At 51.1% G+C, this 12,807-nt stretch carries 13 protein-coding genes; 3 read left to right on the forward strand and 10 right to left on the reverse strand.

Annotated features, from left to right (window positions below):
- Positions 1-129: 129 nt before the first annotated feature.
- Positions 130-324: a hypothetical protein gene (locus tag B4O97_RS06015; RefSeq protein ID WP_083049179.1), complete on the reverse strand. Its 195-nt coding sequence runs from the start codon at positions 322-324 to the stop codon at positions 130-132.
- Between the two features lie 111 nt (positions 325-435).
- A complete protein-coding gene (locus B4O97_RS06020; RefSeq protein WP_083049180.1) occupies positions 436-1,155 on the reverse strand; it encodes a FadR/GntR family transcriptional regulator in 720 nt (239 codons plus the stop codon).
- Positions 1,156-1,307: 152 nt separating this feature from the next.
- On the opposite strand from B4O97_RS06020, the gene B4O97_RS06025 reads away from it, so the two are divergent.
- Genes B4O97_RS06025 through B4O97_RS06035 form a run of 3 tightly spaced genes read left to right on the forward strand, consistent with a single transcriptional unit; the run spans position 1,308 to position 3,954 of the window.
- Entirely contained in the window at positions 1,308-2,045 is a 738-nt protein-coding gene (locus B4O97_RS06025) for an SDR family NAD(P)-dependent oxidoreductase (protein ID WP_158084179.1), read from the forward strand.
- 41 nt (positions 2,046-2,086) lie between these two features.
- Entirely contained in the window at positions 2,087-3,130 is a 1,044-nt protein-coding gene (locus B4O97_RS06030) for a transaldolase family protein (RefSeq protein WP_083049184.1), read from the forward strand.
- A gap of 2 nt (positions 3,131-3,132) precedes the next feature.
- A complete protein-coding gene (locus B4O97_RS06035; RefSeq protein WP_083049186.1) occupies positions 3,133-3,954 on the forward strand; it encodes a sugar phosphate isomerase/epimerase family protein in 822 nt (273 codons plus the stop codon).
- Between the two features lie 58 nt (positions 3,955-4,012).
- Here B4O97_RS06035 and B4O97_RS06040 read toward each other — a convergent pair whose 3' ends face one another.
- The 8 genes from B4O97_RS06040 to B4O97_RS06075 form a co-directional block, all read right to left on the reverse strand.
- Positions 4,013-4,810 carry an SDR family NAD(P)-dependent oxidoreductase gene (locus B4O97_RS06040; protein WP_083049187.1) on the reverse strand — a complete coding sequence of 266 codons (798 nt, stop codon included), beginning with the start codon at positions 4,808-4,810 and terminating at the stop codon, positions 4,013-4,015.
- Between the two features lie 62 nt (positions 4,811-4,872).
- On the reverse strand, positions 4,873-6,630 hold the full coding sequence (locus B4O97_RS06045; protein ID WP_083049189.1) for a DUF4340 domain-containing protein: 1,758 nt from the start codon (positions 6,628-6,630) through the stop codon (positions 4,873-4,875).
- Positions 6,603-7,946, reverse strand: a complete 1,344-nt coding sequence (locus B4O97_RS06050; protein WP_083049190.1) for a GldG family protein — start codon at positions 7,944-7,946, stop codon at positions 6,603-6,605. Before B4O97_RS06050 ends, B4O97_RS06045 begins: the two co-directional genes overlap by 28 nt.
- 3 nt (positions 7,947-7,949) lie before the next feature.
- Positions 7,950-8,720 carry an ABC transporter permease gene (locus tag B4O97_RS06055; RefSeq protein WP_083049192.1) on the reverse strand — a complete coding sequence of 257 codons (771 nt, stop codon included), beginning with the start codon at positions 8,718-8,720 and terminating at the stop codon, positions 7,950-7,952.
- Complete coding sequence (locus B4O97_RS06060; RefSeq protein WP_083049193.1) at positions 8,717-9,664, reverse strand: ABC transporter ATP-binding protein; 948 nt, start codon at positions 9,662-9,664, stop codon at positions 8,717-8,719. Before B4O97_RS06060 ends, B4O97_RS06055 begins: the two co-directional genes overlap by 4 nt.
- Positions 9,665-9,699: 35 nt before the next feature.
- Positions 9,700-10,986 carry a TRAP transporter large permease gene (locus B4O97_RS06065; protein WP_083049195.1) on the reverse strand — a complete coding sequence of 429 codons (1,287 nt, stop codon included), beginning with the start codon at positions 10,984-10,986 and terminating at the stop codon, positions 9,700-9,702.
- 56 nt (positions 10,987-11,042) lie between these two features.
- The gene (locus tag B4O97_RS06070) at positions 11,043-11,531 is read right to left on the reverse strand and encodes a TRAP transporter small permease (RefSeq protein ID WP_158084180.1); all 489 of its coding nucleotides are present in this window, start codon (positions 11,529-11,531) and stop codon (positions 11,043-11,045) included.
- 86 nt (positions 11,532-11,617) lie between these two features.
- The gene (locus B4O97_RS06075; RefSeq protein ID WP_083049198.1) at positions 11,618-12,709 is read right to left on the reverse strand and encodes a DctP family TRAP transporter solute-binding subunit; all 1,092 of its coding nucleotides are present in this window, start codon (positions 12,707-12,709) and stop codon (positions 11,618-11,620) included.
- Between the last annotated feature and the right edge of the window lie 98 nt (positions 12,710-12,807).

Below are 12,807 nucleotides of genomic sequence, written 5' to 3' on the forward strand. Positions count from 1 at the left end.
TACAGAAAAAAGAAACTCAGCAGAAAGAAGACAGAGGTATATACTCAGGATTGTATGGGTTTGCATCATTTCAGGATAAAAAAACAGCATCCCGAAAATCAGGATGCCGCAGTTTTGACGGGTTGAAAATCAGAGAGCCGCTACAGCGTCCTGAAGCTTATCATGAGCCAGAGCCGCCTTGCACTGTTTGCAGACCATATATTTTTTCTCTTTAAGTTCGACTTCGCTGGTTACCTTGATTCCGGTCCGCTTACACAGAGGGCAGGTACCCCTACCGCTTTTTACCTTGTCACGAATACCGCTTCCTCTATTAGCCTTAGACATAATCGCTCCTCTTGCCTTGTTTCCTTATTTGAAGTATCCCGTTCCCGGGGCTTTATCCAGATATCAGTGTCCGAATACAGCTGTAGAGTATAGTTTTCCCCGGGAAAAAAGTCAATCTGCGGCATCCTCGGCCGTGTCGAGTTTGAAGACCTTGTAGATCCACGTATTATGTTCGTTTATTGCCTCATACAGGCCGTCTCTGTCGCGGTTTTTCAGGGCTGTAAGCATCTTGTCGTGAAAATAGTAGGTGTCCTGGGTATAATCTCTGGACTGCAGATAACTGCCGGGAATATTCTTGATGATCTGACTGACAAGATCATGAATATGGTAGATGACCGTATTATGAACCGATTCGTACAGAATTTTGTGGAACAGGTGATCCGCCGCCAGAGCCTTTTCCGGATTATCGACGTTCTCCTTGAGTTCCTGCACCGCCGCCTCCGCTTCGCGGATTTCTTCATCAGTAATTCTTTGAATAATTTTATCCACCAGGGCTGACTCGAATATGGTTCTGGCCTCGATTATTTCAAACAGGGGTTGAGTGTCGTGGGACAGTACAAGTTCGATGGGTCCCCGTATAAGGTTTCCTGCTTTCTTTGTTACGTAGTAGCCCGAGCCCCGGTGAACCTCCAGGAGTCCCATGGCTTCGATAGATCGAAGGGCTTCCCGTATTGAGCTTCTCCCAACCTGCAGCTGGTCGGAAAGTTCCTTTTCGGTTGGTAATTTATCACCGTCCTCAAGATCGTTCCAGATATACCGGGTAAGCTGTTTCATCAGAGCCTTTTTTAAAGGCTCCTTGGCAATTGGTTCAAGACCATTTTTTTTCATCATAAAATACAATCCTGGTTTGTCGCGATAATCCTACTACTATTACTATATGTAATCTTATTTTGCAAGAAACAAATATTGACATTCAACATTATCCATATTAGTCTGATAGCAGACATCAAGCAAGCTTTTTTTCATAATATATGGAGTTATATATGCCTCGAACAGTAATTATCAGCGGAGCATCCAAGGGAATAGGAAAAGAGACAGCCAGGGTGTTCGCCGCTGCGGGAGACCAGGTAGTAGTCTTCGATGTAGACAGGGAAAAGGGCGAAGGGTTCTGCCGGGAAGAAAAAGCCGCCGGCAGGAAGGTCGATTTTTCTGCCGTCGACATTACCAACACCGAGAATGTCCGCAGTGCTGTAGAAAAAGCGGCAAATCAGTACGGAGGGGTCGATGTACTGGTCAACTGTGCCGGTATTCTTGATCTCCACTCCTTTTCCGAGACCACCGAGGAGGTCTGGGACAGGGTGATGGGTATAAACCTTAAGGGGGCCTTCCTTCTGAGTCAGGCTGTTTTACCCTTTATGTCAAAGAACAAATCAGGAAGAATTATCAATATTGCTTCTTCTGCGGGAAGAACCGGAGGGGTCAAGACGGGGGTCTCCTACTCTGTTTCAAAAGCAGGTATTATAGGACTGACAAAAACCCTGGCACGCATGGCTGCACCGGACAAGGTTACAGTGAACTGTATAGCCCCCGGAACAACCAACACCGATATGGCAAGACAGTTCTCCAGCGAAGATACCGAGGCTATTCTCAGGCAGGTACCCCTGCATAGCCTGGTGGAGCCGGAGGATATTGCCCGGGCGGTCTACTTTCTGGCTTCTGATTCTGCAAAGATGATTACCGGTATCTGTCTGGATATTAATGGCGGCATTTACATGGGCTGAGCCCCGTATAAGAATAAATACTTTTATTTTCAGGAGTTTTTATGGCAAATAATCCCTATCTTAAATGGATGGCAGACAACACCCCTACCCAGTGGTGTAATGACTCTGCAATACTGTCGGATCTTCAATCCGCCCTCGAAGACGGTGCCGTCGGCTGCACCACAAATCCGCCCCTCTCCTTTGAAACCCTGAGTACCCGTCCCGGGGACTTTGAAAAAGAGTACAAAAATCTCGATGAATCGGCGAAGTGCAATGACCGGGCTGTCGAAATGATTGGCGTGGTAGTGCGAACCATCGGTTCTATACTCAAGGATAAGGGTCCCTGGAAGGACGAACAGTTCGGATATGTGAGGGCGCAGGTTCAGCCTGCCCTGGGTAGAGACAAGGACGCCATGCTGGAGATGGGAAAGAAACTTCGCTCCTTCGGCGACAACGTCATGGTCAAGATACCCTGCACCACTGCCGGAATCTGGACCCTGGAGGAGCTGGCGGCTCTTGGTATTCCCACAACGCCGACAGTCTGCCTGACGGTTTCCCAGTTTATCGCTGTTGGCGAGGCCCATGATCGTGGACGGGCCCGGGCTGAAAAGGCGGGAATCAAACCTGCACCCTCCACGGCTGCCCTGGTTATGGGGCGGCTTCAGGACTATCTAACTGCGCTGAACGAAATTCGCGGAACCGGGCTCTCCTTCTATGATCTTGAATGTGCAGCACTGGCTGTCACCAAACGCTGCTACCAGGAGAACGTAAAACGGGGGTTCAATCAGAAACTCATGCCTGCAGCTTTCAGAAGCCCCCGCCAGGTTGAACAGATGGTTGGCAGTGATGTTGTCATGACCATCCATCCCAAGGTTCAGAAAGCCCTTCTGGAGGCCGAAGGCAAGGGAGAGATAAAACGGGGCAACTTCATTGATGACCCGGTTGATCAGGCTGCCCTGGACAGGGTTGCAAAGGCACTGCCTGAGTTTACTCTGGCATTAGAACCCGGTGCAATTCCTGTCGGTGAGTTCGATTTCCACGGAGGGACTGTAATGACCCTGCAGGGATTCGATCTGACGGGCTGGCAGAAGCTCCTTACGCTGTAGTAATGGGTATTCCGTATTTGAGTCTTGCCGTCTCCGAGGAAAAACTCGGAGACAGTGCTCCCGTTCTGTTTCAGGACGGCATAGTGAATGGTATGCGCTCAGCAAAGGATCTCGGATTCACGGGGGTGGAGATACATATACGCAACCCCGGAAGCCTGGATGTCGATGCACTGCTTGAGGCGGAAAAGGAGCTTGGAATCAAAATATGCGCGGTAGGAACCGGCCTTGAATATTCCCTGAACAAGCTGTGCTTTACCTCCGAAGATGCAGGGGTACGCCGGAAAACCGCAGAGCGCTTCAAAGAGCATATCGACCTGGCCCGGAAGTTGAAAGCATCGGTGTTCATGGGTCTTTGCCGGGGCACCGCGCCGGATTATGGATCGAGACAGACATATCTGGAACGATTCGCAGAGGAAATTCTCCCGGTTCAGAAATATGCGGATGAGAAACAGGTTATCCTTACACTGGAACCGATCGCTTACTACATGACGAACCTGCTGAATACGGTGGACGAGTGTCTCGAGTTTATGGACCGCCCGGGATTCGAGAATCTTGAACTCCTGCTGGACTCCCACCATATGTATCTGGAAGACAAGGATATGTACGGCGAGGCCTTTGACAAGTGCGCAGGAAAAATCGGGCATTTTCATGTATCCGACAGTAATCGCCGTCATCCCGGCGCAGGGAATGTCGATTTCGACCGGATAGCTGTCAAGCTGAAGGAGATGGGCTATGACCGCCCCGTATCCCTTGAAGTGCTGCCCCAGCCCTCCGGAACAGAGGCTTCACAACGCTGCATGGATTGGATGAAGCGACACTGGTAAAACAGACCTATGAAAAAAAGGGGCTGCCCGAGAGAAATCTCCCGGCAGCCCTTTTTTATCAGGTCGAGGCCTTGTCGATAGGCCATGGGGTGCAGGCGGATAATCCGCCGTCGATGTAAACAGTCTGTCCGGTAATGAAGGAAGAGGCCTCGGAAGCGAGGAACACCACGGTTCCAATCATATCTTCCACCTCGCCGAACCGCCGTAAAGGAGTATGTTCCATGGCCCAGTCCTTCATGACCGGTTGTGACCAGAGGGAGCGGTTGAAATCGGTAAGGATGAAACCGGGCCCGATTCCGTTTACCCGTATCCCGTATTCACCCCATTCCGATGCAAGGGCTTTGATCATTCCGTGCATCCCGAATTTGCTGATCACATAGGGCATTACCCTGGTCAGGGGCGCAAAGGTGTTGTAGGACTCCACGTGAACCTGGGACCCGCTCTTCTGGGCTATCATCACCTTGCCGACCTCCTGGGCCATGAAAAAGGCACCGCGGATGTCGACATTCGTGACATAATCGAACTCATCCGGAGTGTAATCTTCCGCCGGCTTTCTGATTGTCAATCCGGCCACATTCAGGAGAATATCAATTCTGCCATATTTTTCTTTTATTGCAGCTACAGTTTCCCGTATGTTTTCAACATTGGCCACATCGCACACATAGGTATCCGCCCGGGCTCCTGTTTCCCCGGTTATTTTGTCCGCGGCTTCCTTGAGGGTATCCCCTTTCCGACCGGTGATAATCACCTTTGCCCCTCGTTGCGCGAATCCTTTTGCCAGCTCGAAGCCGATGCCGCGGCTGGCACCGGAAACAAGGGTTACCTTCCCGTCCACGGAAAAAAGCTTGTCCTTCATTGCCTGAATCTCCTTGAAAGAATGCACTGAAATGCATAATGGATTATTTGTTTTTACTTCGGCTATCTGCGATAGATCAGCTCGGTATAATCTTCCGGTATCCTCTCCAGAATCTCAGAATCGATAACGAAGAGTCCGTCCCGGGCATCGGACGAGGCATATACCATTCCCCCGCCTTCATCGATCCACACATCAAGGCTGCCCTGGTTCTTCCCCTCGGAGTCACGCACTTTTATGCGGTAATCCGGTTTTTCAGAAGAAAGGCCTCTTGTGGCGGATTCATCTGCTGAGAGCTTCCGGGTGTAAACCAGTTTTTCCAGGGCAAAAACAAGGCCCCATGACTTCGGCGAATCTGCGGCGCTGCGCTCAGGTTCCGTGAGCAGCCAGTCGGAACCGGATTTTTCAAGGATTATGGTTTCGTTCTTCCCCAGAATCTCTAAGGAACCGACAGTTCGGGATTCAAAGGAGAGCAGGTGCCGGTCTTCGAAGTAATCCGCATCGATCTGAAAACCCTCGAGAAAATCAGCGGAAACCGCAAAAGGTCTGTTCCTGAAGGAGGAAAACCCGGGAAGAACTTCGCCTTTCACAGCTTTTTTGCCGAGTTCTACCCAGTGCTGAGTTCCATCATCCTCTGTAAGAGTTACCTGCAGCTGTATTGCTGTATTGTTCTTCTGTACATCAAGGTCTGCCGGAAGCTCTTCAACATCAGTCAGGGTAAGCAGATTGATAAGCTGCCTGACAGCTGCATCATCCGCAGGAATGTCCTGTTCATTCGAAAGGTACCAGCCGCTTTGCTCTTTTTTCAGCCCGATGTCCCCGGACTCTGTGCTGATAATAATTTCCTGAATAGCATCGGGGTCAAACCTCAGGACTGCCCTTGAACGGAGCTGATCATAGCTGATGGGCAGATTGCTCACTAGCCCCCGGGGAATACCCAGGGCGTAGGGTATGCGGTCGGTTGTAATATACTGAAGGTCCTCTCCGTAGGAGTCGAAAAAGGATACGGCCTCTGTGCTGCCGTCGCTGATGGTAAACTCAACTCTGAGTTGGGGCTCTGCCTGTAGCGCAGCTTCCCGGGAATCGGGAAAATCGCTGGCCCGAAGAGAGAGAATCCCCTCAAGCAGTTTCCTGACTTCTCCGTTGTTGCCGGGTGCCGCTTTCGGGGAGCTAAGCTCCCACCAGGGGGGCTGTTTTTCTACGATTACGGGACTCGTATTTCCGGTTAAAGCACCGCTCAGTCTGATTTTCTCGATACTACTGATGGAAAGGTCCAGAACTGTCCTGTCCCGGTACTCTTCCAGGGGAAGGGTAAATACTTCTCTGGCGTCTCTATAGGCTTTATAGTAATTGCCGCTGGACGGTACGTAGGTATATACATACCCCACATCCAGGGGAATCTGTCTTCCCAGGGAGAAGCTCTCTGTCTGACCGTCCCGGGACGACACCGTAACGCTGATAACTTCGCTGCCTTCGAGACCGAACTCTTCAAGAGGCAGACTTGTGTCAATCTCCATGGGGACGCCCACCAGTTTGTCCACGGTTTCGATAACGGACTGCATGGTTTCGGCCGAGGCCAGGCTGTAGAGGGGCTCTTCCATGACCCACCCGTCCTCTGTTCTGGAGAACTTCAGAGCCGGTCGATCTGCGGTTTCGATACTCAGCGTACTGATTGAATCCGCCTCCATGGTAACGAGGGGATCGACCCTGCGCTCCTCCTCCCCGTCCGCGCCACCGGTAACAAGGAGGAGAATCAGCAAAAGCGCAAATATAGCGCTCAAGATCAGTACAGGCTTTATTTTTTCCATCGGGATACCAGCCATACACCTGCTCCGGCGATCAGCGCCATGGCGGGAAGCAGAACAATAAGCAGCCAGAAGACGGCCCGGGTTTGTCCCTCCGTAAGAATTATGGGGGTGTGGCTTGGATCCCTGGACCTGATGCCAATAAGACTCGGATCGCTGGTCAACCAGGCAAAGGTATTCATGATGAGGTCTTTATTTCCGGAGACATCAATGTAATCGTCGTCCGCAAAATCCGAATCTCCGTAGATGACCATTCTGCCGCCGCCTTTCCCGTCGGAATCCTCCCTGCTCAGGGCTACACCGAGGGTCAGGGGTCCGGGTACATCAAGCTCCGGGTCAAAGCGCGTCTGGCCCTCTCCCAGGGCCTCATAATCCATCTCTGCCCAGGTATCGGCGCCGGTCCTTGCAAGAACACTTATTTCCGTCCCTTCCGGTTTTTCTTCGGCCACAGTAATCGAGCGGGCTATGGGAAAAAAGGTAATCAGATCAATGGATTCGGTTATACTGTGACGACCGTAGTCGGAGACGATGGGGAACAGATAATCCCCGCCCATCACCTGGCTTCTCTCGTCCACGATCGTGTCGATTCCCAGAAGGATCCCGTTTTCTGCGAGGTACTCCTCAAGACCTGTACGCCTGTAGGGATCGGCCATGAAAAGTATGTTTCCCCCGGTTTCAAAATATTCTGTAATCAGTCCGATTTCGTGGTCCGAGAGGGCCTCCCGAAGTCCGGCTATGACAATAGCGTCTGCATCATCGGGTATGCTGTCTTCCCTCAGCAGAAGAAGTTCCCGTGTCTCGTAGTGCTCGTCCTGAAGTGCGCCTGCGAGTTCTCTGAAACCTTCTTCCGGAGTCTTCTCACCGTGACCGGATAAAAAGTAGAGAACGCTTGTGGAGTCAACGGCAAGACGGTGTATTGCGTTGGTGATGGATTCTTCTTCCTGACTTACCACCTTGGTTTCCCGTCCCTGATACTCCAGTACAATGGTACCGTTACTGCCGACCTCGTATTTTTCAACAAGACGGGGATTCTTGGACGGATCGACCAGCTCGAACTCGAAGCCGGTATAACTCTGTCGGTACTGATCCAGGAGGTCCCGGGTGCTTTCCCGGTTGTAGTCATCGGTCAGAAAAAAGGCCGTTGCCTTCAGGGGGGAGCCGTCAAGCTCCCTGAGCACATTGAGGCTCTTCTCCGACAGACTGTAAAGCTTTCGATCAGTCAGATCTGAGCGCAGGGTAAAGCGATACGAAAGGACCTGGACAATGACCAGAATCGCCAATAATAGAAGGGGAATAACCAGTAAAGAATAATCAAAAGAACGTTTAGTCGCCATAATTCAACTCTTCCATGTACGTCGCTGCAGATTTATCAGGGTTAATCCGGCGAAGAAAACTGTAATGTTCAGAAAGAAAATCGCATCATTGGAGTTGATTACTCCGCGATTAAAGTCACGAAAGTGGTTATAGACGGACATCTCTGAAAGGACTCTTCCGAAAACGCCGGGAACAAACGAGGCGGTCCATTCAATTGCCCACAGGAGCAGGATTATTCCGAAGGACAACACCGCTGCGATTATCTGGTTTTCCGTGAGGGAGGAAAAGAAGGTACCTATGGAAATAAACGCAAGTCCGACAAAGAAGAGTCCCAGGTACGAGGTCAGTACCGGAATTATCTCGATCCGTCCGAAAAACGATACAACCAGAGGAAACAGAAGCGTGAGCCCCAGGGTGATGGCCAGTACGGCAAAGGCGGAAAAAACCTTCGCCAGGACCACGTCCATATATCGCACCGGAAAGCTGATGAGGAGCTCAAGGGTTCCGGTCTTTTTTTCCTCGGAAAAAACCCTCATGGTAATCAGGGGTACCAGGATCAGCATGACAAAGAGGTAATTTGAATGCACGGGGGCAAAGACCGCTTCGGTAATATTGAGGACCATGGATCCGGAGGAACCGTAGGATCCCTGCATGCTCAGCATGGAAAAATAGATAAAATTACGATAGAAAAAATACCCGCAAACCAGGGTGAACATGGCTATGTAGACATAGACAACGGGTGAGCTGAAATAGGATTTGAGTTCGCGCTTTGTAATTGCCAGAAAACCGTTCATACAGCGCCGCCCTCCTCTGTAACAAGGTTCAGGAATACATCTTCCAGACCCGCAGTCACCACCGACAACTCCAGAAGGCGGTGATTCTTTTCCAGGATCTTTCGGACCATCCGATCCCGGGGATCGTTTTCCAGATCCGCGACCACGCGGAACTGTACTCCGCCGGAGACCGGATGATGCACTGTTCTTATGTCCCGTATTCCCTGAAGGGATTCGAGGTCAGCGGTAATCTCCTGTTCAGGTCCGTCGACGGTGAGGAGGAACTCCGAGTGGGACTGAAGCCGCTGAGCCAGGGCTTCAGGTGAGTCCTGGGCCAGGATTTTTCCCTTTGAAATGATCACAACCCTGTCACAGATCATACTGACCTCCGGCAGGATGTGGCTGCTGAGAATGACGGTGCGGTTTCCCTTCAGACCCTGAATGAGTTTACGGAACTCGAAGGTCTGGGTCGGATCGAGACCGACAGTCGGTTCATCGAGAATGATAACGGGAGGATCCCCCACAAGGGCCTGGGCAAGACCGAGACGCTGTCGATAACCCTTCGACAGTTTTCGTGCCGTCCGGGTTCTGACAGATTCCAGGCCGCATTCTGCAACGACCTTGTCGATCTGCTCTGATCGCTGCCGGGGAGGAACCTTTTTTATTTCACAGACGAAACGAAGGTATCCCTCTACGGTCATATCCAGATAAACCGGAGCACTTTCCGGCAGATAGCCGATACGCTGCTTTACCTCCAGGGGATTACTGAGAATGGAATATCCATCCACCTTGATGTCCCCTGAACTCGGCGTAAACAGACCGGTCATAATCCGCATGGTTGTGGTTTTCCCAGCGCCGTTGGGACCGAGGAAACCGACTGTCTCCCCTGCCTGGACGCTGAAGCTTGCATTATCTACGGCCCTTACCGGGCCGTAGTTTTTCGTTAATTCTTCTACTGAGATCATATGTGGTATCAATTAATAACCAAAAATGCTGTATCTTACAAGTAACCGAAAACCTTCGGAGCAAAAAGTACCAGGTCCGGCATAAAGGATATCATTCCGATAACCAGAAGGTGGATAACAAAGAAGGGAAACACCGCCTTTGCCACCCGTTCCATACTGATTTTTGCGATATCCGCACTGATGAACAGGCACAAACCCACGGGAGGTGTAATCAGCCCCAGGGCGAGGGCGGTAATCATCAGCATACCGAACTGGATTTCATGCAGGCCCGCCTGAGCTGCCAGAGGTGCAAGTGCCGGTGCAAGCATGATGATTGCAGCGCCGGGGTCCATTACCGTACCGACTAAAAGGAGGATAAGGTCGATGAGCAGAATAATTACCACGGGACTTTCGCTTATGGAAAGAATCGTGCGGGTAATCATGGCCGGAACCTGGTAGGTACTGAGAACCCAGGAGAAGAGGTTCGCCGCTGCCAGGAGCAGGAAAACCGAACCCGTGCTCAATGCAGAGTTAAGGATTATCTTCGGAAGGTCCCGGTACTTGACAGTCTTGAGAACGTACAGGGATATAAAGAAGGCATAACCTACAGCGACGCCCGCTGCTTCGGTGGGTGTAAAGACGCCGCTCAGGATTCCTCCAAGGATAATCAGCGGCATTATGAGGGCCACTATGGCCTGTCCGATTATGGAAAGTTTCTCCTTTGTGGTAAGGTTCAGCACTTTCTTGGGGAAGTTCAGTTTCTTCGCAAGAAAGATAACCACCGCCATGTCGGATAAACCGAAGAGGACACCCAGGGGGATACCGGCAGCAAAGAGGGCTCCGATGGACTGCCCCATGGTGGCCCCGTAGATTACCGCCAGGATACTTGGAGGAATGATCGGCCCCTGCAGGGATGACGATGCGGTTACCGCCGCACTGAAATCAGGGGTATAACCGTCTTTCTCCATGGCCGGGATGAGCATGGACCCAAGGGCCGAAACGTCAGCTGCTGCCGAACCGGTTATACCGCCGAAGAACATGCTGGCTATGATATTTGCGTGGGCGAGAGCACCCCTCATTCTTCCGACAAGCATATCCGCGAACTTGATCAGGCGTTCGGTGATCCTGCCGCTGTTCATCAGGTCCCCCGCCAGGATAAAGAAGGGAATACACATCAGCGGAAAGGAATCAAGTCCGGTAAATATGCGCTGGGCGACTACTTCCATGGGCACCGTTCCCATGAAAGCGACCCCCACGAGTCCCATGAGGCCGAGAGACACCCCGACGGGAACACCCACGAAGAGGGTGAAAACAAATGTTAATACTGCTAAAAAGAGTCCCATTTAACAATGACCTCCGATCCTAAAGCTATAAGAATGTACGACCACCCCGGTTTGCATTAAGACCGGACCAGTTTGCGCAACATGAGAATAAAAGATTCCAGAGAAAGAAAAACTCCTCCCACTGGAATTGAGAGATAGGGAATCCACATCGGCCAGTTCATGCTCGGCGAACGCTGATTGACAACAAAAATTGCCATCTTGAAGCCTGTATAGCTTATGGTGGCAAAGAAAGCGAACATGAACACATCGGCAATAAAAAATGCGACGGGGGTGTATTTACCCCACACCCTTTCAACCAGCGATGAAAGGCCTATGTGGCGTCCCTCCCTGAGAGCGATGGCCATGGAAAGGAGGGCTGTCCAGACCATGATGTACCTGGACATCTCTTCGGACCATGAGGGAGCGGAATTCAGGACGTAGCGCATAAAAACCGCGTATAGAATGATGACAGTCAGTATGCTGTAAAAAAAGACCAGCACAGGTCTCATGATCTTCTGATACAGCTCACTGAATTTGTCTAATCCTGCAAGCAATGATTTAACCATATATACCCACTCACGTAAAATTAGAATAATGAAGGATGCCCCGTTTTCGCGGGGCATCCATTGATGTTTGAACTTTGTGTAAAAGACTACTGCTGGATTACAAAACCGTTTCCGGGTTCTGTTCCAGAAGGAGCTACGAGGCCTTTCTTGACGGTGTCGATGGTTTTCATGAAGTCATTAACCCACTTGGGGTCGATTTCGTTCTTGATCCACTCCATAACCGGGCCCTGGGTCGCCTGCTGGAACTGAGCGATCTCTTCGGCAGAGGGGGTATAAACTTCCATACCCTCTTCGATCAGAGCGCCAACGGCGGTTACGTTGGAAACATAGGTTTCCAGAGACTTGTGAATGGTACCGGAGATATCAGCGCCTTCGTAAACGATCTGACGCAGATCTGCGGGCAGACTGTTGTAGAATTTGTTGTTGATGAAGGTGAAGTCGATACTGTAGATGTGTCCGTCCAGGGTGTAGTACTTCTGTACTTCATAGAACTTCATGGCCTGTACGAGGCTCGGGGGATTCTCCTGTCCGTCTACAACCTTCTGCTGCAGAGCGCTGTAGAGCTCGCCCCAGGCGATGGGTACTGCGTTGGCGCCGAGTTCATTGACCATTGCCATGTGTCCGCGGTGTTCCATGGTCCGGATCTTGAGACCCTTCATGTCAGCGGGAGTACGAACGGGGCGTACGTTGTTGGAGAAGTTACGGAAACCGTTCTGGTTAACGTCCAGATTGCGGATACCGGTATCCTTCACCATTTTGCCCATCAGGTTCTTCATGTAGGGGCTGTCGGCAACTGCCCAGGCTTCAGTGTAGGTGCGGAATGCATAGGGAACGGAAAGAGCCAGAATCTCCGGGAAGAAGATACCTACGGTTCCTTCACTTACGTTACACATCTGAATACTGCCGAGCTGAACGCCTTCCAGCTGTTCCCGTTCGGAACCAAGTTCGTTGGCGGGATAGATCTCTACCTTGATCCGTCCGCCGGACCGGGCTTCAACGTAATTCTTGAACATTACGGCATCCGCATGGGCGGAAGCGGTCAGTACATCAGGCGGATCTCCGGTGGCATACTTGATGGTGTACTGGGCCTTGCTGGTGTCCGCAGCTTCTCCTTCGCCGGCGGCAAAGAGAGAGAGGGAGAAGAGGGCGACCAGTAGAACAACTAACAATTTTCGCATACAAAACCTCCTTAGGTTACTGTGAATCGTACACAATTTACCGTATCATAGGTCTGATATCATGTCAAATAAAAAGATCTGGGGTTCAAAAAAATCAT

The sequence above is a fragment of the Marispirochaeta aestuarii genome, from assembly GCF_002087085.1.
GTDB lineage: Bacteria > Spirochaetota > Spirochaetia > JC444 > Marispirochaetaceae > Marispirochaeta > Marispirochaeta aestuarii.